This window comes from Pseudomonas sp. F2 (assembly GCF_057174385.1).
Window position 1 is genome coordinate 3,651,989 of the sequence record NZ_CM169904.1, and the last position, 26,391, is coordinate 3,678,379.

At 61.2% G+C, this 26,391-nt stretch carries 21 protein-coding genes; 7 read left to right on the top strand and 14 right to left on the bottom strand.

The annotated features are described in order from the left end of the window. The first annotated feature begins 177 nt into the window (after positions 1-177). On the top strand, positions 178-1,122 hold the full coding sequence (locus AC193Q_RS16400; protein WP_041065104.1) for a LysR family transcriptional regulator: 945 nt from the start codon (positions 178-180) through the stop codon (positions 1,120-1,122). On the opposite strand, the gene AC193Q_RS16405 is transcribed toward AC193Q_RS16400, so the two are convergent. From AC193Q_RS16405 to AC193Q_RS16440, 8 genes are all read right to left on the bottom strand, one after another. Beyond that, positions 1,105-2,289, bottom strand: a complete 1,185-nt coding sequence (locus tag AC193Q_RS16405) for an MFS transporter (RefSeq protein WP_047296756.1) — start codon at positions 2,287-2,289, stop codon at positions 1,105-1,107. The genes AC193Q_RS16400 and AC193Q_RS16405 overlap by 18 nt on opposite strands. Further along, positions 2,286-3,521, bottom strand: a complete 1,236-nt coding sequence (locus AC193Q_RS16410; RefSeq protein ID WP_483878617.1) for an ATP-grasp domain-containing protein — start codon at positions 3,519-3,521, stop codon at positions 2,286-2,288. Before AC193Q_RS16410 ends, AC193Q_RS16405 begins: the two co-directional genes overlap by 4 nt. 38 nt (positions 3,522-3,559) lie before the next feature. Then, a complete protein-coding gene (locus tag AC193Q_RS16415) occupies positions 3,560-4,942 on the bottom strand; it encodes an FAD-binding oxidoreductase (protein ID WP_047296761.1) in 1,383 nt (460 codons plus the stop codon). Positions 4,943-5,081: 139 nt separating this feature from the next. After that, positions 5,082-5,981, bottom strand: a complete 900-nt coding sequence (locus AC193Q_RS16420) for a hypothetical protein (RefSeq protein ID WP_483878618.1) — start codon at positions 5,979-5,981, stop codon at positions 5,082-5,084. Positions 5,982-6,006: 25 nt separating this feature from the next. After that, the gene (locus AC193Q_RS16425) at positions 6,007-6,747 is read right to left on the bottom strand and encodes an alanyl-tRNA editing protein (RefSeq protein ID WP_483878619.1); all 741 of its coding nucleotides are present in this window, start codon (positions 6,745-6,747) and stop codon (positions 6,007-6,009) included. A 78-nt stretch (positions 6,748-6,825) separates the two neighbouring features. Beyond that, positions 6,826-7,887, bottom strand: coding sequence for an aminotransferase class I/II-fold pyridoxal phosphate-dependent enzyme (locus tag AC193Q_RS16430; RefSeq protein WP_121187355.1), 1,062 nt, complete (start codon positions 7,885-7,887; stop codon positions 6,826-6,828). Further along, on the bottom strand, positions 7,884-9,467 hold the full coding sequence (locus AC193Q_RS16435) for a phenylalanine aminomutase (D-beta-phenylalanine forming) (RefSeq protein ID WP_483878620.1): 1,584 nt from the start codon (positions 9,465-9,467) through the stop codon (positions 7,884-7,886). Before AC193Q_RS16435 ends, AC193Q_RS16430 begins: the two co-directional genes overlap by 4 nt. Before the next feature lie 4 nt (positions 9,468-9,471). Beyond that, positions 9,472-10,485, bottom strand: a complete 1,014-nt coding sequence (locus AC193Q_RS16440; protein ID WP_483878621.1) for a TauD/TfdA family dioxygenase — start codon at positions 10,483-10,485, stop codon at positions 9,472-9,474. A 327-nt stretch (positions 10,486-10,812) separates the two neighbouring features. Between AC193Q_RS16440 and AC193Q_RS16445 the strand changes: the two genes are divergently transcribed. Beyond that, a complete protein-coding gene (locus AC193Q_RS16445; RefSeq protein ID WP_131671557.1) occupies positions 10,813-12,222 on the top strand; it encodes an amino acid permease in 1,410 nt (469 codons plus the stop codon). Positions 12,223-12,240: 18 nt separating this feature from the next. Here the strand turns inward: AC193Q_RS16445 and hrpB are convergent, their stop codons facing one another. Beyond that, the gene (gene hrpB / locus AC193Q_RS16450) at positions 12,241-14,757 is read right to left on the bottom strand and encodes an ATP-dependent helicase HrpB (RefSeq protein ID WP_483878622.1); all 2,517 of its coding nucleotides are present in this window, start codon (positions 14,755-14,757) and stop codon (positions 12,241-12,243) included. Between the two features lie 109 nt (positions 14,758-14,866). Here hrpB and AC193Q_RS16455 point away from each other — a divergent pair, with 109 nt between their 5' ends. Continuing rightward, positions 14,867-15,286, top strand: a complete 420-nt coding sequence (locus AC193Q_RS16455; RefSeq protein ID WP_025108718.1) for a hypothetical protein — start codon at positions 14,867-14,869, stop codon at positions 15,284-15,286. A gap of 22 nt (positions 15,287-15,308) precedes the next feature. After that, positions 15,309-16,217, top strand: a complete 909-nt coding sequence (locus AC193Q_RS16460; RefSeq protein WP_047296776.1) for a cation diffusion facilitator family transporter — start codon at positions 15,309-15,311, stop codon at positions 16,215-16,217. Here the strand turns inward: AC193Q_RS16460 and AC193Q_RS16465 are convergent. Continuing rightward, positions 16,211-17,251, bottom strand: coding sequence for a DUF6515 family protein (locus tag AC193Q_RS16465; RefSeq protein ID WP_121187367.1), 1,041 nt, complete (start codon positions 17,249-17,251; stop codon positions 16,211-16,213). The two genes, AC193Q_RS16460 and AC193Q_RS16465, sit on opposite strands and share 7 nt — an antisense overlap. Positions 17,252-17,705: 454 nt before the next feature. Between AC193Q_RS16465 and AC193Q_RS16470 the strand changes: the two genes are divergently transcribed. Together AC193Q_RS16470 and AC193Q_RS16475 are read left to right on the top strand one after the other, a co-directional pair. Further along, positions 17,706-18,185 (top strand): Lrp/AsnC family transcriptional regulator, encoded by a 480-nt coding sequence (locus AC193Q_RS16470; protein WP_007909658.1) that lies wholly within the window; start codon positions 17,706-17,708, stop codon positions 18,183-18,185. A 222-nt stretch (positions 18,186-18,407) separates the two neighbouring features. Continuing rightward, positions 18,408-18,617, top strand: a complete 210-nt coding sequence (locus AC193Q_RS16475) for a DUF2788 domain-containing protein (protein ID WP_003228500.1) — start codon at positions 18,408-18,410, stop codon at positions 18,615-18,617. Here the strand turns inward: AC193Q_RS16475 and AC193Q_RS16480 are convergent. The 4 genes from AC193Q_RS16480 to AC193Q_RS16495 all read right to left on the bottom strand — a co-directional run bounded on the left by AC193Q_RS16480 (position 18,612) and on the right by AC193Q_RS16495 (position 25,113). Beyond that, positions 18,612-19,247 (bottom strand): pseudouridine synthase, encoded by a 636-nt coding sequence (locus AC193Q_RS16480; protein WP_041065061.1) that lies wholly within the window; start codon positions 19,245-19,247, stop codon positions 18,612-18,614. The two genes, AC193Q_RS16475 and AC193Q_RS16480, sit on opposite strands and share 6 nt — an antisense overlap. Positions 19,248-19,319: 72 nt before the next feature. Next, the gene (gene amn / locus AC193Q_RS16485) at positions 19,320-20,819 is read right to left on the bottom strand and encodes an AMP nucleosidase (protein ID WP_167734182.1); all 1,500 of its coding nucleotides are present in this window, start codon (positions 20,817-20,819) and stop codon (positions 19,320-19,322) included. A gap of 192 nt (positions 20,820-21,011) precedes the next feature. After that, positions 21,012-22,661, bottom strand: a complete 1,650-nt coding sequence (locus AC193Q_RS16490; RefSeq protein ID WP_121187369.1) for an acyl-CoA dehydrogenase family protein — start codon at positions 22,659-22,661, stop codon at positions 21,012-21,014. A gap of 97 nt (positions 22,662-22,758) precedes the next feature. Further along, complete coding sequence (locus AC193Q_RS16495; protein WP_121187370.1) at positions 22,759-25,113, bottom strand: hybrid sensor histidine kinase/response regulator; 2,355 nt, start codon at positions 25,111-25,113, stop codon at positions 22,759-22,761. A 473-nt stretch (positions 25,114-25,586) separates the two neighbouring features. Between AC193Q_RS16495 and AC193Q_RS16500 the strand changes: the two genes are divergently transcribed. Next, positions 25,587-26,384, top strand: coding sequence for a hydroxymethylpyrimidine/phosphomethylpyrimidine kinase (locus tag AC193Q_RS16500; RefSeq protein WP_086793042.1), 798 nt, complete (start codon positions 25,587-25,589; stop codon positions 26,382-26,384). The last annotated feature ends 7 nt before the right edge of the window (positions 26,385-26,391 follow it).

Genomic DNA, 26,391 nt, shown 5'->3' on the forward strand with positions numbered 1-26,391 from the left:
GCCCGGACGGGCGAAAATTAGTAAAAATGTCTTCGCAGGCAATGAAAAAACTGCTCAATCGGTTTCCCCAAAACCGCTGTGGATGACTAAGGTTCAAGGATAAGAACAACGTCGCGCAGCGGACGCGGCGGCGCACAAATTGCTTGGAAGTCGAGTCCGCTCGTCCTGAGGTTTGCCGTGGCCGCCTACAATTTGCGTCAGTTGAAATACTTCATCACCACCGTCGAATGCGGCAGCGTTGCCGAAGCCTCGCGCAAGCTGTACATCGCACAACCGGCGATCTCTACGGCGATCAAAGGTCTGGAAGACAGCTTCGCGGTGCAGCTGCTGATTCGCCATCACGCTCAGGGCGTATCCCTGACGCCGAGCGGTGCACGGTTCTTTCGCAAGGCGCAGGAGCTGTTGCGCATGGCTCGGGAGTTCGAGCAGAACGCCCTCGCCGATAACGACATCGTCGCCGGACAGATCGACATCGGCTGCTTCGAAACCGTCGCGCCGTTGTACCTGCCGCAATTGATCGCCGGGTTTTCCGCGCTGTATCCGGGCGTGAAAATCCGCATCCGCGACGGCGAGCAACAGGAACTGGTGCAAGGCCTGACCTCGGGCAGTTTCGACCTGGTGATCCTCTATGAACACGAACTCGATGCCACCATCCAGACCGAGCCGCTGATGCCGGCGCAACGGCCGTATGCGCTATTGCCGGCCGACCACCGTTTCGCCCAGTACAAGCAAGTGTCGCTGCGCGATCTGTGTCTGGAGCCGATGATTCTGCTCGACGTGCAGCCAAGCCGAACCTACTTCGTCAGCCTGTTCGAGGAACTGGGCCTGACCCCGCGCATCGAGTTCAGCTCGCCGTCGATCGAGATGGTCAGGGGCATGGTCGGTCAGGGTTTCGGTTTCTCGATCCTGGTGACCCGGCCCCACTCGGAATGCACCTATGACGGCAAGAAAGTGGTGTGCGTGGACATCGTCGAAGACGTCACCGGCTCAGGTCTGGTCGCCGCGTGGCTCAAGCGCGGGCAACTGACCAAACCGGCACAGCTGTTCGCCGACTATTGTCGCGAACAGTTGACCGCCAAGACCGCTGCCTGCCGCACCGAGCCATCAGGCAACCGGGACTGAGCGCTGTTCCACATCGATGCCGATCAACGGGCGTTTGAGCGCAATCGATACCCAGGCGCCCACGGCGGCGATGACGCAGGCGGCAAACCCCAACAGAAACGACATGAAGCTCAGCTCGTTGGCCACTGCCAGCAGGCCGAGCACGGCGGCGGTAGCTTCGGCAGCGCCCCAGACACAGGTCTGCACGGCCATCGCCACGGAACTGCGCCCGCGCCAGATCTTCACGGCCTGAGCCTGGTACAGCGGGCCGCAGATCATCTCGCCGATCACGATAAACACCACCACGACAAACAGGATCGCCTGCGCCTGTGACGAAATGATCAACAGCAGGCAGCCCGCGCCGATCAACAGGTTGGAAACGATGACCCGCCACAACCGCGAGACACGCTGCGCGAATGAGGTCACGTAAACCTGGCTGAAGATGATGATCCCGCTGGCCACCAGAAACAGCACGCCGACCAGTTCACTGGAAAAGCGCTCGGTGGCATAGGTAGGGAACACGTAATAAAACTGCGCATAGCCGATCATGGTCAGAAAGTTGATCGCCATGAACGCCACCACCTTGGGCGATGCCTCGGTTTCGCCCGGCGTGGAAGCACGCGCGGCAAACGCCACGCCTGCACTACGCGCGACCTGCGGAATCAGCCGCGTGGAAGCCGTGGCCAGCACGCCCAACAACAGCGGCAGGGCGACAAACCAGTAACCGGTGCCGGCAAGAATCAACGACGCCACGAACGGCGCGACCCCGGCCCCTGCGTTCGCCGCAACATTCTCGTAAGAGAGCACGCGTTCGTGCTCGCCCTCGCGAAAGTACTGCACGATGTAGGAAATCTGCGAGATCGTGGCGATCGAATTGGAGACACCGAACACCACAACCAGTACGACCCAGATCAACACGTTGGTAATGCCCATCGCGGCGGTGACCAGCATCAATAGCGCCGCCACCGCCACACAGAACAAGGCCAGGGCTATTTCCCGGCGTCGCTCGACCTTGTCCAGCATGCCCTGAAAAGCCAATGCGCCGATGCGGTTGGAGACAATCGCGAACCCGACAACGACCCCCGCCGCACTGGTACTGAGGCCCACGGAGGCATTGAGCCAAATGGCCATGAACGGATAGAAACAGCTCCAGGCCGCGGACGAAAGAAACCGGACGAAGTAAATCATTTGAATACCGGGCTTCTAGGGCCGCGATCGGTCAGGACACGTACCTGGCCAATCTCGCGCGCGACGACATCGGCATAGCCGGTGAGCATGCCGACCCAGGCGTAGTCGGACGTGCCGATGGGCTGGATCACGCTGCCGACGTTGGCAATGGGCGTGTGAATGGAAGCCATCGGCGGAATCTCCCAGTCATGCACGACGGCTTCGTGATCCAGGCAGTACCAGTAGCTCAGGGTCTGGCGGCAAGATTCGACCGGCTGGTATTCAAGCGCAGCCTCCAGCAAGCCCAGTGGCAGCAGCGCCACGTGCTGCAGGACGGTCGCTGGCGCCAGATCGTAGGCCAGCGCAATCTGTTCAACGATGCTCGCGCCGCCCAGGCGCCCCATGTTGGCATCGATCAGATAAGCCGTGGCGTCGTTCGCAATGAACTCGCAATGGAAGAAGCCATTGTCGAACCCTGAACGGGCAATCAGATCGCGGACCGCCTTCTCGATTTTCGCACGCACGGGCAAGGCCATGCGGGCGTCGGCCGGGAACTGGTTGGCAACCTCCGTGAATCCCACTCGGTCGCGCCTCGACAGTCCGAGGAAGACCACCCGCCCCTCCTGGGCAAAGCCTTCCAGGCTGACGAGATCACCCGCGCAATGCGCCTGGACAATCCAGGCAGTGTCTTGCGGGTCGTCGATTCCGCTGTTCAGTATGGCGGCGCGGATTACTGCGCCAGGGTCAGCGTCCGGTGCAATCGAGAGCAGGGTGGTGGCCACCGCGCCAGAGCCGACCGAGGGTTTGAGCACCACATCGTTTTGTTGCCCGGGTGTCAGCCAGGGAATGACCACGTCGCCATCGCTCAGCGACACACAGGTCTCGGCGGGCACATGTTCCGGGATCAAGCGGCCGACGAAGCCCTTGGAGGACAGCCGGGCAAACACCTCAGGCGGCGCCTTGAAGCCGAATTCTTCGGCAATCGCGGATACGATCGGGAACAACTCGTCAAAGAATGTCGTGATGCTGCGAATCACGCCAACCAGTGCGGGATGGGCGTTCAGGTAAGCGGACAGCGCGACCCTGTCGGTAAAGGCAGGAATGCAGGTGACCCCTTCGAACACGTTTTTCGCCGCGCCATGAAAACCCGAGGGATCAACGGACAGTATCGGTTCGAAGCCCGCACCGCGGATCGCCTCGCACACGTACTTGATGGAGACCTTGTTGATGCCCACTATCAAAATATGATCCATATCTTTCACATCCATCCTTAAAAACAAAAAATCGACCGTTATCGAGCGTCAACCCGTAACGATTGATACATCTTGCCGGGGTTGAACAAGTTGTCCGGATCCAGGGCCGATTTGATGGCTCTCATGAATTGCAGCGCTGCGCCGTGTTGCGCCGACATCCACTTCAGTTTTCCCTGCCCTACCCCGTGCTCGCCGCTGACGGTGCCGCCGAACGACAACGCGCGACTCGACAGCCGGCTGAGGAACGCCTGAATGTCCGCACTTTCGTCTTCACCTTCATCGAGCATGATCAGCAGGTGAAAATTACCGTCACCGACATGGCCGATAAGCGGCGCATCAAGACCGGAGGCCGCAATGTCGGCGGCCGTGGCGCTGATGCAGGCACTCAGACAGGACAGCGGGACGCAGACATCGGTGGCCAGCCCCTTGCGGCCTTTGTAAAAAGCGTGAAAGGCCCACCAGGCGTCATGTCGGGCTTTCCACAGGGCCGTGCGTTCTTCAAGGCGCTCGGAGATCCTGACCTGCCCGCCGTACTCGCCGGCGCAATCCTTGAACAGCTCGACACTGCTGGCGACCGTCGACCGGTCGCCGTGAAACTCCAGAAACAGATGCGGCGTTTCCACCAGCCCCAGTGCCGCAGAATAGGCATTGCACGCACGCACCGCCGTGGCATCCAGCAGCTCGATCCGGGCGATCGAGAGTCCTTGGCCCAGGGCACTGGCCACCGTCTGTACCGCGTTATCCACCGAATCGAACGAACAGACACCGGCAACAATGGCCTCGGGCACCGGATGCAGGCGCACTTGCAGTTCGCTGAAGATGCCCAGAGTGCCCTCTGAACCGATGGCAATCGCCAGCAGATCCAGACCCATGGCCGATTTGGGCGCGCGGGAACCAATGGCGGCGACCGAGCCGTCCGCCATGATCCAGCGTGCGGCTTTGACATTCCCGGCCATGGTCCCGTAGCGCACCGAGTTGGTCCCCGATGCACGGGTCGCCGCCATTCCGCCCATGGAAGCGTTGGCGCCAGGATCGACGGAAAAGAACAGTCCGGTCTCACGCAAGTGGCTGTTGAGTTGCTCGCGGGTAACGCCCGGCTGAACCGTGGCGGTCATGTCGGTGACGTTCACATCGACAATCGCGTTCATTTCCGAGCAGTCGACGCAGACGCCACCCTGTGGCGCATTGATCTGCCCTTCGAGGGACGAACGCGCACCCGACGGGATCAGCGCCACACCGTACTCACGGCAAAGCTTCACGACCTGAATGATTTCGTCTTCGCTGCGAACGGTCACTACCGCATCGGGGGGACTCAGCTCGATGCCGGGAGGCGCCTGGCAGAACTGTTGCCGGATTCCCTGTTCGAGCCTCAAGCGTTCGCCGAACAACTGACGGAGTTTTTCTACGACTGGAGCATTCATTCATCTCATCCCTGTTCTGACTGATGACGGCCGGGTTGCGGTTCTGCCCCCCGTTTTCTGTACTGTCCGCGCACTCCTGTGAACGGTTGGTTCTTGCCGGGCCATGCCACACAGAAACGGCGAAGCGCCCGGCAGTTGTTCACTCCTCGTCTTTTTCACCGACGCGGGCCGCGCGCCCGTCGTACTCCGGACGCCCGGAAACCACCAGCCCGAAGAAATAAGGCTGTGCGCCTGAATCCTCCAGCTGACGGCCAGACTTGTTATGCACTTCGATAACCGAGAACAGGTCCACCAGACGGTCCTGAATCTGTTCTATTTCGGCGTCCTTGAGTGTCACCATCGAGCTGTATTTGAAAGAGCCTGAAACATCGAAGTATTCGCTCTTCTCCGGTTTGAGCAGCGACCGGTCCACTTCATGGCGCAGGAACTGATCCTTCAACTTCAACGCATCCACCGTCCTGGGCATCCTCAACGTGGGTGCATGCCGGACAAACGGGTCATCCGGCGTTGCGCGCGGCTTGGACACCAGGTTCAGGAACGCTTCAGTGCCCTGGTCATAAGCCAGACCGATCTGCTGGCACACCAGCTGAATCTCCGCCACTGAGGCACTGTCGACCATGTACAGATACGTCATCAATGGCAGCAGTTCGAACTGCGCCTCGAACGCAGCGATCACCTCTTCGGTGACAATGAACTCACGCTCGTAGCGACTCAGGCTCAGGGCCCGGCGCAAGATTCTGGAGTCGTGTTCGCGCAGTTCCAGGCGCGAAGAGAGATCGGTCACCTCGACGCCTTTGCCGAACAACATTTCGTGGACGTCCGCCGGCAACAAATCCCTGAAGTAGTGCCAGAAATAATCAAAACTGGCTTTGCTGGCCGCGTCGATGCCAAGGTGATCATGCAGTTCGACGGCAGCATCGATACTCAGGTATTTCCTTCCGGCCTCGACGTCGCGGTAGTAATTGGCCGAGAACGGAATATTGACCTCGTCGAGAAACGTGGAGATCTTCAGATGCCCCGCGTCGATTCGAAACTGCATGAGAAATGCGCCAAACGCACGTTTGCTATCCAAGCTCTTCCGCCTCTGCCGACAGAGTGACAATCACTCTGGTCGTGTTTTTCTTGATCTTCATACTGGAAGTCACCACGCCTATTTCTTGCGTATTACGCACATGAACGCCCCCACAGGGGATTGACCAGTCTTCGCATTGCCACCAACGAAATCCCTGTCCCTGGCGGGTATCCGCTTCCGTACGAATCTCATGACTTGCAGAGCAAAACTCGTTCAAGGCATCTGTTGCGCGCCTCAGACTGTCTTCGTCGAACTCACCGACAAACTCGTATTGGTTCTCACCACCCTCGTCGCTCAACGGCGAACGAACCGGATGCGCAATCGCTCGCCCGAGCGTCCGCTCGAGCATGCAATGAATCAAATGCATCGCCGAATGAACGCGCATCTGATGATATCGCAATGACCAATCCAGCGTGGCGGTCGCCTGCCGGTCGCTCACCCGCGTCTGCAGGTCAGCGAACGTTTCGTCGTCAATGCTCAGGTAATGCCTGATCTGATCGTCCCGTTTTTTCGTCGCGACGATCTCCAGCGTGCGCCGTGCCTCACCCTCCCCCGCGAGCAGAATGTTCAATACCCCCCGATCGCCCAGTTGCCCGCCTCCCTGGGGGTAGAACACGGTTTCGCCGAGGAGTGCGAAAGGCAGACCGGCGTCGTCGCGCTCCAGTCGATCAACTCGGCAGTCCAGTTGCTTCAAGTAGGGTTCAGCGTGAAACAACGTCAGCGTCTGGCTCATTTTTACCTCAGTCAAGGTTTCACTGATCTTGCCCTGGAAGCCCTGGGCAATCGCCGAAGGCTCCCTGCCCTGCCGGCCTCAGGCAAGTTCCAGGGTTTGCAGTTTTTGCTTCAGTACAGCGCGCAACCGGGTCATCTGCGCCTGGTTGCCGAAGGAGATTCGCAGACACGTCTCAAGACCATAGTCGGTCAACCGGGACGTCAGGAAACCTTCCCTCTCCAGATGCTGATGCAAATCCTGGCAGCGTGGCGCGGTGACGCATTCGACGAAAACAAAGTTGACGTAGCGGCTTCTGGCTTCAATGCCGCAGGACTTGAACAGGCTCACGAGCTCCTGCCCCCACGCCTGACAATACGCCGCCGTGTTGTCCAGATGATCGCCGTCCTGCAGGACGTATTCGCCTGCCAGGGCGGAAAACGAACTGACGTTGTACGGCGCACGCCGCGCTTGCAGCGCCGGCACCTGATCGCCGCTCGCATAAGCCCAGCCAAGGCGTAGGCCGGCAATACCGTAGGCCTTGGAAAACGTGCGCAGGCATATCGCGTTTTCCCGGCTGTTGACGATCTGAATGCCAGCCGTGTTTTCCCGATCCGGCGCAAACTCTGCGTACGCTTCGTCGATGATGACGGTCGTGCCGGGTGGAATCAGCGCCACCAGCGATAACAGCTGCGAGGGCAACAGATAGTCGCCCAATGGATTGGACGGATTGACCAGCACCACGACGTCGGGCTTTTGCTCAAGAGCAAGTTGCAATGCCGCCTCATAGTCGCCGCTGGCATCCGGGGTCATCTCGCTGTAGTCGGCCCCCAGCAACGCGGCCCGGATTTTGTACATCTTGAAGCAGTGCTGCTGCGTCACGATGCGACTGCCGGGCTTCAACAGGCTACGCAACGCAATGTCGATCAGTTCGTCCGAACCGGCGCCCACCACGACGCGCTCGGGATCAACGCGCCAGCGCTCGCCGATTGCCAGGCGCAGAGACTTGTAAGTGACTTCGGGGTATTCGCTGAGCAGCGTCGGCATCGAGGCGCACAGCTGCAGGGCCAGGCCTGATGCACCCAGCGGATTTTCGTTGGCATGCAGCCGCACCGGCTCAGTGATCGCCGTTGCCAACAGGTCACCCTTTCCCGACGAACTCATCGGCCGTGCCCTCCCAGTACCTGGGTAACGAGCGCTTCCAGGTAAGCGGTCAACGCCACATCCCGATCCAGATACGGAATGTGTTCACGCACCCGCGCATGCCAGGCGCGGCCCTTCGGCCCGAGTCTGGCGTTGCCTCGAATATCGGCGGCCTGGGCTGCACAGATCAGTTCAAACGCGAGAACGTAACGCGTGTTCTGCAGCACTTCGGTCACCCGGCGCGCGGCGACTAGGCCGAAGGAAACCACGTCCTGGAAATCGCCGGTGGTGGTCAGGGTCTGGATCGAGACGGGGGTGGCCAGCGAACGGTTTTCTGCCGTCAGCGACGCCGACATGAATTGCCCGCCCATGAGGCCGAAACGCAGGCCACCGTTTTCCGCGCACAGGAATGACGGCAGGCCATTGCTGTTGGCTTTGGTCAGGAAGCGATCAATCCGCCGATCCGAAAGATTGCACAGGGTGATGATGGATATCGTCAGGTAGTCCATGGCCGAAGCGATGTATTGCCCATGAAAATGGCCATTGTGAAAAACCTCGCCGTTTTCAGGGGTGATCAACGGGTTGTCGTTGGACGAGTTCAGTTCGTTGCCGACCACGCGCTCGACAAATTCGATGGTCTCCAGCACCGGCCCGAGGATTTGCGGCGTGCAGCGAATGGAATAGGCATCTTCGATGGGCATGTCTTCCTGGCGTACCTGGTCGGTGCGCAGGGCGCTCAATTGCGAAGAGAGTTCAAGATCGTCAATCGCCAGTTCCGAGCCTTGCAGATCGGCCCAGATGGCCTCGGCAATTTTTTGCTGGCCCAGGTGCGGTTTCAACTGGTGAACATCCGGATGGAAAGGACGTACCCGAGCCTGCAGCGCTTCAAACGAGAAGGCCGAGATCGACGTGTATTGTTCGAGCAGTTCCCGGGCTTCAACCACATTCATCGCCGCCACCGCGACCATGCAGGAGGTGCCATTGATCAGCGCCAGCCCTTCCTTGTAACTCAGGTGCAGCGGCGCCAGGCCCAATTGCTCGAGCGCTTGCGCCGCCGGAATCCGGACACCGTTGAGGTAGGCATGACCGTCCCCGGTCAGCATCCGCGCAACCGCCGCCAGCGGCCCCAGGTCGCCACTGGTCCCCAACGAGCCCTTGCTCGGGATTTCCGGGATCAGGCCGGCGTTGTAAATGGCGATGTAGCGGTCGAAATTTTCCAGCGAAAGTGCCGAGTTGCCACGGGACAGCGATACGATCCGCGCAAACATGGTGGCTCGCGCCACACTGTCCGGGAACCGCTCGGCAACGTTGGTCGAGACGCCCTGAATCAGGTTCGATTGAAGCTCGTGGGCTTTGTCGATGGGCACCAGATGGTCAACGAAACCACCCATCCCGGTGTTCACCCCATAAATCACCGCGCCTTGTGCAACCAGATTTTCCAGGGCGTCTCGCGATGCCTGAACCCGTTGCCGGGTGGCTTGCGAAGCGACCACCTTTGCCCCGGGCCGGGAATACCTGATCAAGTCCTTGAGACTGACATCGACGCCGGGGGTCAGTACAAACGTGCTATCCGACGTGAAGTTTCTTTCCTGAATCGTCATCTTTTCATCCCTGAGCTGCGTGTGGCTGATCATTCGCCCAATTGGCGATGATCACGTTGATGGTCCTGTTGCCGGAAAAGGCGCGCCGGCCGTGGGCATACTGGAAATTGTCGAGCAGCAAAATATCGCCCGCCCGCAGATCGACATCCTGTTCCAGACGTCTGACGGTGTGGAACAACTCCAGAGTCAGGTCCTGCGGCAGTGGTTCGCCGTCACCGAAACACATGGCCTCCAACAGTTGCGGCGTGTTGCGCTGCGCCTCGGCCAAATCACTGGCGTCCTGTTCACGACCGTCGATACGCGCCCATTCGATCATCGCGGCCGCGCCCCAGAAGTGCGCCTGATTGCACCAGATGTCCGCCGCTTTGCGCGGGTGTCGGCGCATCGGGGCGATACAGTCCTGCCAGAGGATCAGGTCGCCGCCACTCCACTCGAAGTCCCAACCGCGCGCCCGGCACAGCACTTCTGCCTCGGCGGTGCTGGAAGTGGAGAACGTCTCCTGCCAGCTTTTTTTCACCCCGGGCTTGAGATTCACCCGCGCCTCGCCGGGCAGCGTGCGGCGCAACTTGAGCCCGCGATCGGTCAGTTGCTGCAGGGTGGCGCGATCAATCAACTGCTCCAGTTTGCGCATGTCCCCGACCACGGATTCACCGCCACGCTCCGCAGGCTCGACACACACGAAAGCGATGATTTCGGGCGGATGTTGTACATAGGCCATTTCCTGATGAAGGATCACCGACCAGTCGGGCGGGGTGCGCGTCGCTTCCATGACCTTGCCCTGGATCGTCGAGCGTGGAGAGCTGCCGCCGACGTAATCGCGCGTGTGAAAACCCAGCGCACCGATGGCCCGTTCAAACACCTCGGGATCCCTGCACGGCGTGGCACCGCGAATGAGCACCGCGCCTTCACTCAGCAGTTGTGCCCGAATGTCCTGCGCCGCCGCTGAAAAATAGCCCGCCGAATCGGCCTCGGCGCCGACCACAAAATCGAATGTCCCTAGTGCATTGCAGCCCGTCACCGTCATCACTCCTCAGTCCCTGGAATCGTTGGCATGTCCCTGTGCGATGCATTAGATACCATCCCCCATTTACAAATTCAACAGATAGAAATATGTTTCTTCCAATAGATTTTTATGTGCGACGCGCACGAAATCGCGCGCAACCAAGCTGAAAACTCGATCTAACTGATTGATAAAAATAGAAATAATCTGAAGGAACAGAATCCGTATGACTGTGGAGAATTACCCGTCCCCCACTGTTGGCACCGTCGCGTCACTGCATCGGCCCGCCTCGCCCCGCGCAAGTGTCTTGCAAACACTCAAGCAACCTTGCGAGTACCCTTTCTCATGAGCGGACTCCATGCGCACTCAGGTCAACTGCAACGCAGCCTGAAAAATCGACACATCCAATTGATCGCACTGGGAGGCGCCGTCGGCACGGGGTTGTTTCTGGGCTCGGCGGGCGCACTCAAGTCTGCCGGGCCCTCGATGATCCTCGGCTACGCCATTTGCGGCTTCATCGCCTTCATGATCATGCGACAACTGGGCGAGATGATCGTTGAAGAGCCGGTTGCCGGCTCTTTCAGCCATTTCGCCCACAAGTATTGGGGCGCATTCGCCGGCTTCCTGTCGGGATGGAACTGCTGGATGCTGTACACCCTGGTCGGCATGTCCGAGCTGACAGCCGTCGGCAAATACGTGCATTACTGGTGGCCCGAGATACCGATCTGGGTATCGGCTGCGGTGTTTTTTGTGCTGATCAATGCACTCAACCTGATCAACGTCAAAGTGTTCGGCGAGGCGGAATTCTGGTTCGCCATCATCAAGGTGTTGGCGGTGATCGGGATGATCGTCATGGGCAGCTACCTGCTGGTCAGCGGTAACGGAGGGCCGCAGGCATCGTTGAGGAACCTGTGGCAGCACGGCGGTTTTTTCCCCCACGGGATGGCCGGCCTGGCCATGTCCATGGCGGTTATCATGCTGTCCTTTGGCGGGCTGGAAATGCTCGGTTTTACCGCCGCCGAAGCGCAAAACCCTCGTCGCGTGATCCCCAAGGCAATCAATCAGGTGATCTACCGCATCCTGATTTTCTACATCGGCGTACTCGTCGTGCTGTTGTCATTGATGCCGTGGGACAGCCTGCTGACGTCACTCAATGCCTCCGGCGATACCTACAGCGGCAGCCCGTTCGTACGCGTGTGGTCAATGCTCGACAGCAATACCGCCGCGCACATTCTCAACTTCGTGGTCCTTACCGCGGCGTTGTCGGTCTATAACAGCGGCACCTACTGCAACAGCCGGATCCTGCTCGGTCTGGCCCGGCAGGGTGACGCGCCACAAAGCCTGGTCAAGATCGACTCGCGCGGGGTTCCTGTGCGCTCGATCCTTGCAACGGCTGCGGTGACCTTGGTCGCGGTGGTGCTGAACTACGTGATTCCGCAGCAGGCCCTCGAAATACTGCTTTCGCTGGTGGTGGCGACGCTGCTGATCAACTGGGCGATGATCAGCCTGGCCCACGGCAAATTTCGCCGGCACCTGAACGAGACCCGGCAGACACCACAGTTCAAGGCGCTGTGGTACCCCTACGGTAACTATGTCTGTCTGGCCTTCATGGTGTTCATCATGGCGGTCATGCTGATGGACCCCGTCAACCGGATGGCGGTCTACGCGATTCCGCTGTGGATCACGCTGGTGTGGGTCTGCCACAGCATCAAGCACCGCCGCCGTGCTGCGCAAAGCCTCTACGGCGAGGCCTGATCAAACCCGGACAAAGGCTCACTTGCGCGGCTTGATCCGCGCCGTGGCCTCGGCCACCAGCGGATCATCCGGCCAATAATGCTTCGGATACCGCCCCTTCAGATCCTTTTTCACCTCGGCATAGGTGCTGCGCCAGAAGTTGGCCAGATCCTGTGTCACCTGCACCGGCCGCCGCGCCGGGGACAATAGGTGCAACTTGACCACTTGCCGCCCGCCGGCGATTCGCGGCGTCTCGGCGAGGCCGAACAGCTCTTGCAAACGCACCGCGAGAATCGGCGGCGACTCGCTGTAATCCAGACGAATCGATGACCCCGACGGCACACTGATGTGATGTGGGGCCAGCTCATCAAGCTTCTGCGGCAACGGCCACGGCAACAGATTGCGCACGATGCTCGACAGGTCCAGATTGGCGAAATGACTCAGTCGCGAGACTTTGCCCAGATAGGGCATCAGCCATGCTTCCAGGGTTTTGAGCAACGTCGCGTCGCTGACATCCGGCCATTGGCTGTCGGCCTGTGTCGCCAGATCCAATTGCCGCAACAACGCGACCCGCGCCTGCCACTGACGCAGTTCCGGCGTCCACGGCAGCAACTCCAGACCTTTGCGCCGGACCAGATTGACCAGCGCCTGACTGCGCGCCGCTTCGTCGAGCCCGGTCAACGGTTCGCGGCTGAGGATCAGTTCGCCAACCTTGCGCTGACGCTCGGCGCGCAGCACACCTTCGCGCTCGTCCCAGTCCAGTTGATCGACGGCACGCACTTGCTCGGCGAGCACCGAGTCGAACAGCGTCGGATCGAAATCCGCCGCCAGGTAAATCCGTTCCTCGCGCTGCCCCTGACGACTGCCGAGGTCGGCGATCACAATCCACGCCTCCTTCATCAGGCTGTCGGCTTCGGCGAACAGCGCAGCGCGACCATTGGCCAGCCGATATTCGGCGCCACCGGCGCGCCGCTGTTGGGCGACGCGATCCGGATAGGCCAGCGCCAGCAATGCGCCGAGCCAGCGCGGATGATCGGGATCGCTGACGGGATCGCTGGCCTTGCCACGCAGGTAACCGCGATACTGCCGCGCCAGTTGCCGCGCACGTTGCACGCCGCCCTGAGCACCACGCGATGCGCGCTCCTCGCCAGAGAGCAGCACCAGGCGGCTGTGCAGATCCGCCCCGGCGCCGCGCAAAATATCGCGTTCGCCGAGCAGTGCCGCGACATCGCACGCCATCTGCGCCAGCCCCAGTGCCTGGCCGCGCAGCAACAGATGGGCGATGCGCGGATGTGCCGGTAATTCGGCCATGGCCTGACCGTGGGCGGTCAGCGCCTCGCCTTCGAGTGCGCCCAGGCGCTGCAACAGATCCTGTGCCTGGGCATAAGCCGCTGCCGGCGGCACATCGAGCCAGACCAGTTCGCCCGGCGTGACGCCCCAGCGTCCGAGTTGCAGCGCCAGACCCGCCAGATCCGCCGACAGAATTTCCGCACTGCCGTAAGCGGCGAGTTGCTCGTGCTGATCCTGCGACCACAGGCGATAACACACGCCCGGTTCCAGACGTCCGGCCCGGCCCGCACGCTGGGTGGCGCTGGCCCTGGAAATACGCTGCGTATCGAGACGGGTCATGCCGCTGCCGGGGTCGAAACGCGGCACCCGCGCCAGCCCGGCATCGATCACCACGCGCACGCCGTTGATGGTCAGACTGGTTTCGGCAATGTTGGTCGCCAGCACCACTTTGCGCTGACCCGCCGGCGCCGGGTCGATGGCGGCGCGCTGGGCATTCAGGTCCAGTTCACCGTGCAACGGGCAGAGCAAGACATCTTTACGCTCACCGATGGCATCGCTCAGTTGCTGATGCACACGACGGATTTCCGCCTGCCCCGGAAGGAACACCAGCAGGCTGCCGGTTTCATCGTGCAGGGCATCGAGGACGGTCCGGGTCACGCGTTGGTCGATGTATTCGCCAGGCTGGAACGGCCGCCCCCAGCGCATCGTCACCGGGTACATGCGCCCTTCGCTGCGCAGGATCGGCGCGTCATCCAGCAACCCGGCCAGGCGCTCGCCTTCCAGCGTGGCGGACATCAGCAGAATCTTCAGCGGCTGTTCAGCGCGGAACAGTTCACGACCGTTCAAACTCAGAGCCAAAGCCAGATCGGCATCAAGGCTGCGTTCGTGAAATTCGTCGAAGATCAGCAGACCGACGCCTTCCAGCGCCGGATCATCCTGCAGACGCCGGGTGAGAATGCCTTCGGTGACCACTTCGATGCGGGTGTCGGGGCCGACCTTGCTGTCGAGACGGATGCGATAGCCGACGGTTTCGCCCACCTCCTCACCCAGTTCGCTGGCCAGACGTTCTGCGGCTGCACGCGCGGCGAGACGGCGTGGTTCGAGCATCAGAATGGTCTGCCCGGCCAGCCAGACCTCATTGAGCAAGGCCAAAGGCACGCGGGTGGTTTTACCGGCGCCGGGCGGTGCTTCGAGCACGGCTTCGTGGCGTGTCGCCAACGCGTCACGCAGGGCGGGTAAAACTTCATCGATCGGCAAAGAAATCATGCTGGCTCCCAAACAGAGCCGCGAGTATAACGGCGAACTGCTTGGCGTTCGTCAGGGTCTTAACTTCACAAGACGAAGCTTCGTTAACAGATGACTCAGGAGATTTTCCATGCGCTTACCTTCTCGCCTGATCGGCGGTGTACTGGTCGCCACCCTGCTCACTCAACTCACGGCCTGCGGTTCGATTTTCTATCCGGATCGTCGCGGTCAGATCGACGGCAAGATCGACCCGGCGATTGCCGTACTCGACGCCGTCGGCCTGCTGTTCTACGTCATTCCCGGGCTGATCGCTTTTGCGGTCGACTTCACCACGGGCGCGATCTATTTCGAACCGGGCCACACGGCGCAGGTCGATCCGGCGAAACTCAAACAAGCGATCGGCCCGGACGGCCAGGTCGATAACCTCAAGTTGCAGGCTATTCTCGAAACTGAACTGGGCCGCAATCTGCCGCTGGACGATCCACGCCTGATCCAGCACAAGGGCAGCACCCAGCAACTGGCCATGTTCGGCCTGCAACCCGCCGCCTGATCCATAAGGAATTTCCGCACTCATGACCACCAGCCCCGAACACGCCCGCCTGCTGCGGCTGGCAACCCGCGCCTCGGTGGCGGTGGCCTGCACGCTGATCATCGCCAAAGCCATCGCCTGGTGGCTGAGCGGTTCGGTGAGCATGCTCGCCGGCCTCACCGACTCGGCGCTGGATGGCGTCACTTCGCTGCTCAATCTGCTGGCGGTGCATTACGCACTGCGCCCGGCGGATGACGATCACCGTTACGGCCACGGCAAGGCTGAATCGCTGGCGGGCATGGCGCAGGCGCTGTTCATCGGTGGCAGTGCGGTGCTGATTGCGTTTCAGGCGTATGAGCGCATCAAGCAACCGGAGCCGCTGGGCGCTCCGTGGCTGAGCATCGGTGTGATCGTTTTCTCGCTGTTGCTGACCGCGGCGTTGCTGACGCTGCAACACCGGGTGATCAAGCAGACCGGCTCCAACGCCGTGCGCGCCGACTCGCTGCACTACCGCTCGGACATGCTGCTCAACGGCAGCATTCTGATCGCACTGGTCCTCGCCGGCATGGGCTTTCATCAGCTCGATGCATGGTTCGGTCTGGGGATTGCCGGTTACATTTTGTGGAGTGCGATCCAGATCGCCCGGGAAAGTTTTTCGGTGCTGATGGATGAAGAGCTGCCGACCGATGTCAGTCAGCACATGCTCGAACTGGCCTGCGGCGTACCCGGCGTGTTGGGCGCACATGATTTGCGCACGCGGATTTCGGGTAACCACTGGTTCGTGCAGTTGCATCTGGAGTTGCCGGGAGAGCTGACGTTGTCAGTCGCCCACGGCATCAGCGATCAGGCGGCGGATGCAATTCACGCCGCCTACCCGCGAGCCGAGGTGCTGGTGCACGCCGACCCGCAGGAAGTGGTCAAGACCGAGCGGGCGCAAACCCGGCTTCAGTAAGACACCTGATAACCGCGACTGCTCAGGCAATTGCCCTGAGCCTGGCGGTAGGCCTGCACCACTTCGGGCGCCGGTTGGTACGTCGCGGTACGTGGATCGAAACCGCTTTGCTGCACCGCGTACTGGTAGCACTGGTAACCGTCCTGCTGCACCTGTTCCGGCGACTGACCGTTGGCCGGATACGCTTCGACGTCATAACCCTGCGATTGCGGCTGCGGCTGCGGCGGTTGCTGCACCGGTGGCTCGACCACGACGTAATCCTGGGTGGCTTCCTGATACGCATAGTAGGAACCGGCAGCGAGGAACAGCAGCGCACCGCCGATCCATACTTCGCGGGCGTAGTCCGGTAGGTACTGAATACGAATCCCGCGTGGCGGCTGCACGACGATGTAGCGCGGGCCTTGCGGGCGATACCAGTAGCCGCCGGAATAGAAGTAATCCTGACCGCGATACGGCACGCGATATTCACGATCCGGAAAGCGGTCGATCACATGCCCCGGGCGGTATTGCGGGCCAGGGCCCCAACCGTTGCCATGCCCGTCCGGGCGACCCGGCCAGCGATTGTCATTGGGCCGGTTGCCGGTTTGCCATTGCTGGTTGTGGTAGCCATTCTGCGGACGCTCGTCGCGGTAGTAGCCCTGACGCGGCTCCTGAGTCTGGCGCACGGTGTCGGGACGTGGCTGGATCGGCAGGTTGTTCGCCGGTGGCGCCTGATGAACCGGTGCAGGCTGATTGGGTGCGCGGTTCTGGTTCTGCCATTGGCCGTTATTGTGCGGCTGGCCGTTGTGCTCGAATTGACGGCTGTTGTCGCCGCGAATGATGTCGCTGTTCTGCGGCCGCGGCGGATTTTGCGGCGGCGGATTGTTTTGCCCATGGGGCTGACGCTCACCGCCATGCCCCTGATTGCCCTGATGCTCACCGCCGTGCCCGTTATTTTCGGGGCCACGATTCTGTGGCTCGTCGGCCAGTGCTTGGGCACCGACGCTCACACACAGCAAACCAACACCGGCCAGACGCCAGATGCGCGACTTCATGCTTTTCCTCACTGCGGGTATTAAGAGGGCTTGTAGCTAAGACCGGGAATACGCACACCGGGTTCTGCGACAGGTTATCAGTCACGAAACTTATTTATTGAGGAAGGCTGTGCATCGAGGCACAAAAATCGCAGACAAGAAAAAGGGAGACCCGTCGGCCTCCCTTTAGAGAACTTCGTCCTGGCTCGACGCTTTTGACGTCGGCTCACCTCACGCCGTCTTTTGGACAGTGTGCAGCTCGGGGGCCGGCACATCCCCGGTGGGGGTGGCGGCCGCGGCGGGCCTGATTGGGCGGGCCGCTGTGGACTGTGTTACCGAGCAGTGATTCTGGTGATAAGAATAGGCCGCAACGCGCGACAGATGATTGCGAAGATTGCTCAAATAAACACCGCTTGCGCAATTTTTAACCCTGGATAGATAATCCGCCGCAATAGTTACAACCAAGGACTGATTCATGAGCAAACTCGACCGTTACGACCTGAGTATTTTGGCGGAATTGCAGCGCGACGCCCGCATCTCCAACCAGGAACTGGCCGAGCGCATCGGTCTGTCGCCCTCGCCCTGCTCGCGCCGGGTCAAACAACTGGAGGATGACGGCTACATTTCGCGCCAGGTCGCCCTGCTCGATCGCAAGATGCTCGGCCTGAGCCTGACCGCCTACGTGCTGATCGGCATGGACCGGCACACACCGGAACGTTTCGAGAACTTCGAAGCAGCGATCCGCACCTTGCCGCAAGTGCTGGAATGCAGCCTGGTGACGGGCGTGGATGCCGACTATCAGTTGAAAGTGGTGGTGCCGGACATGGATCACTATCAGAAGCTGCTGCTGGGACACCTGACCCGGATTGAAGGGGTGACCAGCGTGCGTTCGAGCTTTGTGCTGAATCAGGTGCTCAACAGCACCGAACTGCCGCTGACTCATCTGCGCAGCTAACCCGCACTCCCCTGTAGGAGCTGCCGAAGGCTCGGGCCGCGATCGGACGATCTTTTGATCTTGATTTGAAAAGCAGAATCAAAAGATCGCAGCCTTCGGCAGCTCCTACAGGGGGGCCGCGTGGTAGAGGTGCGGCACACCGACGCAGATCAATGCGTCCCCAGCCACCCCAGGCGTATAATCGCCCAGCCCTTTCAGCCCTGTGCGCGCCGGAGATGCCCGATGGATCCTGCAGTATTCGAAGAGTGGATGATGACTGGCCTGGTCAGCATCCTGATCATTTTCATGGGTTTCATCGTCTGGGATCTGGCGAAGAAGTCCAAGGCCGGGCGCTTCGGCTCGTTCATTCTGTTCTTCGTGCTGGGTCTGGGCGTGGCCGCGTTCATCATCAAGAGCGTGGTAATCGGCCTGATCGAATCCGGCGCTCTATAACCGCGCAGGCACTTCCTTCCACTGGCCCTGATCGAGCCCTTCGAGCGTCCAGTCGCCAATCCGCACCCGCACCAGCCGCAACGTCGGCAGCCCCACCGCGGCAGTCATCCGCCGTACCTGACGGTTGCGCCCTTCACGAATCACCAACTCCAGCCAACGGGTCGGCACGCTTTTGCGAAAGCGAACCGGCGGATTGCGTGGCCACAGTTCAGGCTCATCCAGTTGCCGCGCCTCGGCGGGCAGCGTCATGCCGTCGTTCAGCTCGACACCGTCGCGCAGGCGTTGCAGTTGTTCAGCCGTCGGCTCGCCTTCGACCTGCACCCAGTACGTCTTCGGCAACTTGTGTTTCGGGTCGGCGATCCGCGCCTGCAACTGACCGTCATTGGTCAGCAGCAACAAACCTTCACTGTCGCGATCCAGACGTCCGGCCGGATAAATGCCCGGCACATCGATGAAATCCTTGAGCGTCGCCCGCCCGCCTTCGTCACTGAACTGCGTCAGCACATCGAACGGTTTGTTGAACAGGATCAGCTTCGGCTCGGCCGGCGGCGCCTTGGCGACACGACGTGGCGCTGAGGGGGAAGGCTTCGCGCCAGGGCGGCGGGAAGGAGGACGCGGGGGACGGGACATGGCGAAAAGAACATCTGACGGTCAGGGCTGCTAATGCTAGTGCCCCGACCGCCAAATGACCACGACTAACCGTTAACGGAACGGCGGCTCGTCGAAGCTGCGCAGTTTGCGCGAGTGCAGCGAGTTGAGTTCGGTGCGCAGCAGATCCACCGCCGCGATGCCGATCTTCAAGTGCTGGCTGACTGCGCGCTCGTAGAACGCGTTGGCCGAACCCGGCAGCTTGATTTCACTGTGCAGCGGTTTGTCCGAGACGCACAGCAAGGTGCCGTAAGGCACCCGCAGGCGATAGCCCTGGGCGGCAATGGTGCCGCTTTCCATGTCCACCGCCACAGCGCGGGACAGGTTGATCAACGGACGTTCCTGCGCCCAGCGCAATTCCCAGTTACGGTCATCGTAGGTCAGCACGGTACCGGTGCGCAGACGCTTTTTCAGTTCCTCGCCCTTCTCGCCGGTGATATTGGCTGCGGCTTGTTGCAGCGCCAGCTGCACTTCGGCCAGCGCCGGAATCGGAATGTTCGGTGGCACCACGCGATCGAGAATCCCGTCACGACGCATGTAGGCGTGTGCCAGCACGTAGTCGCCGATGGTCTGCGACTGACGCAGGCCGCCGCAGTGGCCGATCATCAGCCAGCAATGCGGACGCAGCACCGCCAGGTGGTCGGTGATGTTCTTGGCGTTGGACGGGCCGACGCCGATGTTGACCAGGGTCACGCCATGGCCGTCGTTGGCGATCAGGTGATAGGCCGGCATCTGGTAGCGGTGCCAGACCACGCCAGCGGCAATCGCCGAGGCTTCGCCGTGATCCATGCCCTTCTCGATGATCACATTGCCCGGCAGGACCATGCGCACGAAACGCGGGTCGTTGCGCAGTTGCTCCAGGCCATGGACGATGAACTGGTCGACGTAGCGATGGTAGTTGGTCAGCAGAATCCACGGCTGCACATGGCGCCAGTCACTGCCGGTGTAGTGCACCAGGCGACGCAGCGAGAAGTCGACGCGCGCGGCGTCAAACAGCGCCAGTGGTAGCGGATCGGTGTTTTCCCAGTCATAGAGGCCGTCGGCGATGCCATCGGTGGCGGCGGACAGGTCGGTACTCGGAAACACCCGCGCCAGCACCGCAGCGGTGACGCCGGAGCCGGCCAGCTCATCGCCCTGCTCGACCACGTACGGGTACGGAATGTTCTGCTGGCTGACGCCGACTTCCACGGTCACGGTGAAGTCGTGCATCAACGGCACCAGTTGTTCCAGCAGGTATTTGCGGAACGCCTTAGGATGGGTGACGGTGACGCTGTAAGTGCCCGGCAGTTGCACCTTGGCGTAGGCGCGGGTGGTCTGCGGGACTTCGCCCTGACACAGGTAGGTCAGACGCAGTTCGGGATAACGAAACAGAGCACGCTGTTCGGCGTCAGGCTCGACGCGATCCTTGAGGTAACGCTTGAGCGCCGAGTTCAGCGCAGTGGTGGCCCGCTCATGCAGCTCGGCCAGACGATCCACGGCTTGCTCGGCGGTTTGAACGACAATAAACGCTTCGGTCACGATCAGCTTCCTGTGTTCTGACTTGCAGAGCTTCATCTTGCCTGCATCGTGGCCTCACGGGAACAGTGGCGTTGTGGCTGTACCCAAATCTTTCAAACAAAGCGAATCCCAGTGGGAGCTGGCTTGCCAGCGATGAGGCCGGCACATTCGATATCAATGTTGACTGACAGGTCGCCATCGCTGGCAAGCCAGCTCCCACAGGGTTTTGCAGTGTTCGAGGGACCGGGGTCAGAAACCCTGCGGGGTTGAGCGGGTGACGATGGCTTCGACGTCCAGGCCCCGCGGCAATGCGCCATAGACCCGGCCGCCACCGCTCAGCCGACTGGCAATAAACGCATCACTGACCGCCGCATTCCCCGCCTCCAGCAACAACTTGGCTTGCAACCCCAGCGCTATATCTTCAGTCAGTTGCCGCGCGCGGTATTGAATATCGCTGGTGTCCTTGAACTGCGCCTGCAACTGCTGGATATGCGCGGCCAGACGCTTGTCGCCATGGCCGTTGCCCAACTCGCTGAACAGCACATCGAGCACACCCGGCTCTTTCGACAGTGCACGCAGCACGTCGAGGCACTGCACGTTGCCCGAGCCTTCCCACGTCGAGTTGACCGGTGCTTCGCGATACAGCCGCGGCAAAATGCTCTCCTCGACATACCCGGCGCCGCCCATGCACTCGGCGGCCTCGTTGATCATTCCGGGGGCGCGTTTGCAGATCCAGTACTTGCCCACCGCCGTCACCAGCCGGGCAAATTGCGCTTCGTGACGATCATCCAGATGATCCAGCGCCTTGCCCATGCGCAGGCTCAGCGCCAGTGCGGCCTCGCTTTCCAGCGCCAGATCGGCCAGCACGTTCTGCATCAACGGCTGTTCGCTGAGCAATTTGCCGCCGACCTTGCGATGCGCGCAGTGGTGGCTGGCCTGAGTCAGCGCCTGACGCATCAGCGAGCTGGAGCCGACCATGCAATCGAAACGGGTCATCGCCACCATCTCGATGATGGTTGGTACGCCGCGCCCCTCCTCGCCGACCATCCATGCCAGCGCGCCGCGAAACTCCACTTCACTGGAGGCGTTGGACTGGTTGCCGAGTTTGTTTTTCAGGCGCTGGATGTAGAACTGATTGCGCGTGTCGTCCGGACGATGGCGCGGCAGCAGGAAGCAGGTCAGTCCCTTGTCGGTTTGCGCCAGGGTCAGAAACGCATCGCACATCGGCGCCGAGCAGAACCACTTGTGCCCGACCAGTTCATAGGCCTGGCCCGGACCACTGGCGCCCACCGGATAGGCCTTGGTGGTATTGGCCCGCACATCGGTGCCGCCCTGTTTCTCGGTCATCGCCATGCCGATGGTCACGCCGGCCTTGTGCGCCATACCGACGTTGCGCGGGTCGTACTCGGTAGCGAGGATTTTCGGCAGCCACTGCCCGGCCAGATCCGGCTGCAAACGCAGGGCCGGGACGCTGGCGAACGTCATGGTCAACGGGCAGCCGCTACCGGCCTCGGCCTGGCTGTGCAGATAGGTCATCGAGGCGCGGGCAACATGCGCGCCGTCCTGCGGATGAGTCCAGGGTGACGAGGTCAGGCCATGTTCGATCGCGGTGCGCATCAGCTCATGATAGGCCGGATGAAATTCCACCAGATCAATGCGATGGCCGTACCGGTCATGGCTGACGAATACCGGTTTGTTCTGATTGGCGAGGAACCCGGCTGTCATCAGCGGTCCGCCGGCCAGCGCACCGTAGGCATCGATCCGCGACTCGGCCCAACCGGCGCCAAAGCGGCGCGACCACTCCTGCAATGGCAGGTCGATGCGGTACAGGTTGGCACCGTCCAGCGACGGTGGCTGGTTGGTGACTTCGTGGGTTTCGGCGAACTGATGCAGGTTCATGACGGGGCTCCTTTGGTCAGCCAAGGGATTCAGTTAAGCACCGGCCCGTGGCTGATCAAAGTGTCATATGCGCCGAACTGTCGGCGCTTTCACCCTGTTACGCGCTGAGCACCCGACGCTCCAGCGCCGCTTGCAGGTCTTCGAATTTCACCGGTTTGTTCAGGTAATCGATGCGCGTACCCGGCGCGCAATGCTCGCGATCCGTGCCCTGCGCCAGCATGAACACCGGCAGACTGGCGCAGCCGGGCAACGCATGAATCTGGCAGCACAGCGACGCCCCTTCGTGGGAGGGCAACTGGTAATCGATCAGCACCGCATCGAAGTTTTCCCGTTGCAGGCAATCGAGTGCCGCCGCGCCGTTGTCCGCCGTGCGCACGCGGAAACCGAGCTTGAGCAGCATGCCGCGCATCACCAGTTGATTGACGCTGTTGTCGTCGACCAGCAATACCGTGCAGTCCTGCGGCGCACGGATCCGCTCCTGCAGCGGAGCCGGGTTCGGCACCGCTTCGACCGCCGGCAGTTCGAATTCGACGTCCAGCTGAAAACGGCTGCCACGCCCGGGTTCGGAACGATGGGTGAGCTTGCCGCCGAGCAACTCCACCAGTTGCCGACAGATCGCCAGCCCCACGCCCAGGCCGCCGTATTCGCGGGTCATCGAACCGTCGAGCTGGAAGAAGCGCTGATACAGCGTCGCCTCGCCCAGATCGGTGAAACCGATGCCGGTGTCGATCACCGCAAACGACAACGCCAAGCGGTTGTCCGCCGTCGGCTTGCCGGTCACCCGCAGCGCCAGACCACCGACCCGGGTGAACTTGATCGCATTGTCCAGCAGGCACTCCAGGCACTGCGCCAGTTTTGCACTGTCGCCGTGCAAGCGATCCGGCAGGGTCGGCAGCACCTCGACCTTGAAGTCCAGCGACTTGCTCGCCGCGTTGCCGTCGAACTGCACGCGCAAGGCCTCGACCACCGCGCGCAGGCTGAAGCTGCCCGGCGTCGCCTTGAGCTTGCCGGCCTGCAATTCGGTGAGGGTGAGGATGCCGTTGACCATGCGCATCATGTCCCGCGCAGAACCGGCGGCGGTTTGCTGGTATTGCTCCAGTTCAGGCTCCAGTTCGATGGTCTGCATCAGTTCCAGCGAACCGATCACGCCGTTCATCGGCGTGCGCAATTCGTGGGTCAGGGTCGCGAGGAATTCATCCTTGAGCTTGTTGCTGTGCGCCAGTTGCTGGTTGAGCACTTCGAGTTTCTGCCCGGCATCGAACAGGGTCTGCGCCTGTTGCTCGCGCATCGCGTTGATGCGGTCGGCCAGCGCCAGCGACAGCAGCGCGACTTCGATCGCCGAGCCGATCTGACTGGCGTACATGGTCAGGAACACGTTTGGCAGCAAGCCGAGCACCATCAGCGTATTGACGATACCGCCGAGCAAAAACGCCGACCAGGCAATGATGAAGTAACGCGCCACCCGCAAGCCGCGCCACCAGGCGAGGATCCCGGCAGCGAAAATCACCACGGTGAACACCAGCGCCAACAGGGTCGCCAGGCGCAACGACAGCGCATAGCTGGTCATCAGCGACAGCCCGACCACCAGCGCACCGAACGCAATCAAAGCGATCAGCAGATAGTCGAGCCAGCGGCTGTGGGTTCTGGTCTGCAGGAAACTGCGGGCGAACTGGCTGCCGAACAGCCCGGCGCAACCGATGAAAAACGGCGTGGCGGCGTTGGCCCACCACGGATTGTCCGGCCAGAAATACTCGACCGCCGCGCCGTTCACCGACAGTTGATAAAGGCCGAACGAGGCGATGTAGAAGATGTAATAAAGGTAGCTGGTGTCGCGCACGCTCAGGTAGATGAACAGGTTGTAGACCAGCATCCCCAGCAGCACACCATAAATAATCCCCAGCACATACAGGCGCACCGGCTGGTCTTCGAGGTAAGCCGTGCTCGACCATAACGTCACTGGGGCCTGGATCGAGCCTTCACTGGCCAGACGCAGGTACACGGTTTTTTGTTGGTCAGGGGCGAAGGTCAGGTCGAACAGGTAATTGTTCTGCCGGATCTCGCGGCTGGCGAACGGCAAAGCGTCGCCGGTTTGCCGGATCAGCCGGTAGTCGCCATTGGCATCGGCCATATAAAGGTCGAGGTGATCGAGCGGCGGATACGCCAGCTCCAGCAGCCAGGTGCGTTGTGCGGCCGGATTGTTCGGACGGTAATGCAGGTCGATCTTCAGCCAGAACGCCGAGCGCGAGTAACCGGCATTGAGCGTGGCTTTGTCGTGGGGTTTGAAATTGCCCGCCGCCGCTTGAGCGCGAACGTCGGCGATGTTCGCCTGACCGCTCGGGTCTTCGAACACCTGCAAGGAGCGGCCCAGCGGGAGGCTCTGGGTATTTTCGTCGAACTCGACGGCGCTTGCGAGAAGGGGCAAGCAGAACAGCAATATCAGCAAATAGCGCATTGAAGCCCCAGCGTGGCTCGTCCGGTTGTGTCAGGAAGCCCCCCATTCCCTTTGAGTAGACGTAAAACCGGTATTACCTGTTATTGGTTTGGATCCAGACTAGCATAGCCGTTGATGGCCATTGAGCACCATCGAAATTTTTCCTGCAAAGGCTCTAGAACGGGCGTTTCAGAGCAAAGCTGCGGACTAGAGCTGTTGAGTTGGTCAACTCGCTACAACGGCGCATGTTGTGCATACCTCTGTGGCGAGGGGATTTATCCCCGATGGGTCGCGAAGCGGCCCAAAACCATGCAACCAGATTCTTTCAGACACGATTCGTAAAATGGATTTGCGACTGCTTCGCAGCGCATCGGGGATAAATCCCCTCGCCACCATTGCTACCCGACTAATGGCCGCAATGTGTCAGACAATCTCTAGCCAAACACCGTCAGGACTGAACCCCAAAATCAGGTTTGGTGGTAAGCTCGCGCACCATGAATATCTACAGCTCCCGCCCCGTTGTCCTCTGTCTCTCCGGCCACGACCCCAGTGGTGGCGCCGGCTTGCAGGCAGATATCGAAGCCTTGCTCGCGCAGGGTTGCCACGCGGCTCCGGCCGTCACCGCCCTGACCGTGCAAGACACCGTCAACGTCACTGACTTCCGCGTCCTCGACCGTGAGTGGGTACTGGCCCAGGCCAATGCCGTGCTCAACGACTCCGAAGTCGCAGCGGTCAAACTGGGCATGCTCGGTTCGCTGGAAATGGTCGACACCGTGGTCGAACTGCTTTCTGCGCACCCGCACCTGCCGGTGGTCTGCGACCCGGTGCTGCGTGCCGGCGGCGGCGGACGCCTGGGCAAGGATGAAGTCGGTTACGCGATGCGCGAGCGTCTGCTGCCACTGTCGATCATTGCCACCCCCAACCTGCCCGAAGCGCGGATCCTCGCTGAACTGCCCGAAGGCACCGCAGACGAGTGCGCGGAAAAACTCCTGCCGTTCGTCAAAAACCTGCTGATCACCGGCGGCCACGGCGACGAAACTGAAATCCACAATCGCCTGTACGGCCGTGACGGCCTGCGTGACACCTTCTATTGCCAGCGTCTGCCAGGCAGCTATCACGGTTCCGGTTGTACCCTGGCCAGCGCTATCGCCGGTCGTCTGGCCCAGGGCGAACACCTCGCCAGCGCCGTACGCACGGCACTGGATTACACCTGGCGCACCCTGCGCGATGCCGAACAACTGGGCAAAGGCCAGTTCGTGCCGCGTCGTCTGCCGCTGGATTTTTGCTCGTAACGTCGTG

Coding starts and splice junctions, on each gene's coding strand:
- AC193Q_RS16405 (WP_047296756.1), bottom strand. CDS start 2,289: ATGATTTACTTCGTCCGGTTTCTTTCGTCCGCGGCCTGGAGCTGTTTC.
- AC193Q_RS16410 (WP_483878617.1), bottom strand. CDS start 3,521: ATGGATCATATTTTGATAGTGGGCATCAACAAGGTCTCCATCAAGTAC.
- AC193Q_RS16415 (WP_047296761.1), bottom strand. CDS start 4,942: ATGAATGCTCCAGTCGTAGAAAAACTCCGTCAGTTGTTCGGCGAACGC.
- AC193Q_RS16420 (WP_483878618.1), bottom strand. CDS start 5,981: ATGCAGTTTCGAATCGACGCGGGGCATCTGAAGATCTCCACGTTTCTC.
- AC193Q_RS16425 (WP_483878619.1), bottom strand. CDS start 6,747: ATGAGCCAGACGCTGACGTTGTTTCACGCTGAACCCTACTTGAAGCAA.
- AC193Q_RS16430 (WP_121187355.1), bottom strand. CDS start 7,887: ATGAGTTCGTCGGGAAAGGGTGACCTGTTGGCAACGGCGATCACTGAG.
- AC193Q_RS16435 (WP_483878620.1), bottom strand. CDS start 9,467: ATGACGATTCAGGAAAGAAACTTCACGTCGGATAGCACGTTTGTACTG.
- AC193Q_RS16445 (WP_131671557.1), top strand. CDS start 10,813: ATGAGCGGACTCCATGCGCACTCAGGTCAACTGCAACGCAGCCTGAAA.
- hrpB (WP_483878622.1), bottom strand. CDS start 14,757: ATGATTTCTTTGCCGATCGATGAAGTTTTACCCGCCCTGCGTGACGCG.
- AC193Q_RS16455 (WP_025108718.1), top strand. CDS start 14,867: ATGCGCTTACCTTCTCGCCTGATCGGCGGTGTACTGGTCGCCACCCTG.
- AC193Q_RS16460 (WP_047296776.1), top strand. CDS start 15,309: ATGACCACCAGCCCCGAACACGCCCGCCTGCTGCGGCTGGCAACCCGC.
- AC193Q_RS16465 (WP_121187367.1), bottom strand. CDS start 17,251: ATGAAGTCGCGCATCTGGCGTCTGGCCGGTGTTGGTTTGCTGTGTGTG.
- AC193Q_RS16470 (WP_007909658.1), top strand. CDS start 17,706: ATGAGCAAACTCGACCGTTACGACCTGAGTATTTTGGCGGAATTGCAG.
- AC193Q_RS16475 (WP_003228500.1), top strand. CDS start 18,408: ATGGATCCTGCAGTATTCGAAGAGTGGATGATGACTGGCCTGGTCAGC.
- AC193Q_RS16480 (WP_041065061.1), bottom strand. CDS start 19,247: ATGTCCCGTCCCCCGCGTCCTCCTTCCCGCCGCCCTGGCGCGAAGCCT.
- amn (WP_167734182.1), bottom strand. CDS start 20,819: ATGAAGCTCTGCAAGTCAGAACACAGGAAGCTGATCGTGACCGAAGCG.
- AC193Q_RS16490 (WP_121187369.1), bottom strand. CDS start 22,661: ATGAACCTGCATCAGTTCGCCGAAACCCACGAAGTCACCAACCAGCCA.
- AC193Q_RS16495 (WP_121187370.1), bottom strand. CDS start 25,113: ATGCGCTATTTGCTGATATTGCTGTTCTGCTTGCCCCTTCTCGCAAGC.
- AC193Q_RS16500 (WP_086793042.1), top strand. CDS start 25,587: ATGAATATCTACAGCTCCCGCCCCGTTGTCCTCTGTCTCTCCGGCCAC.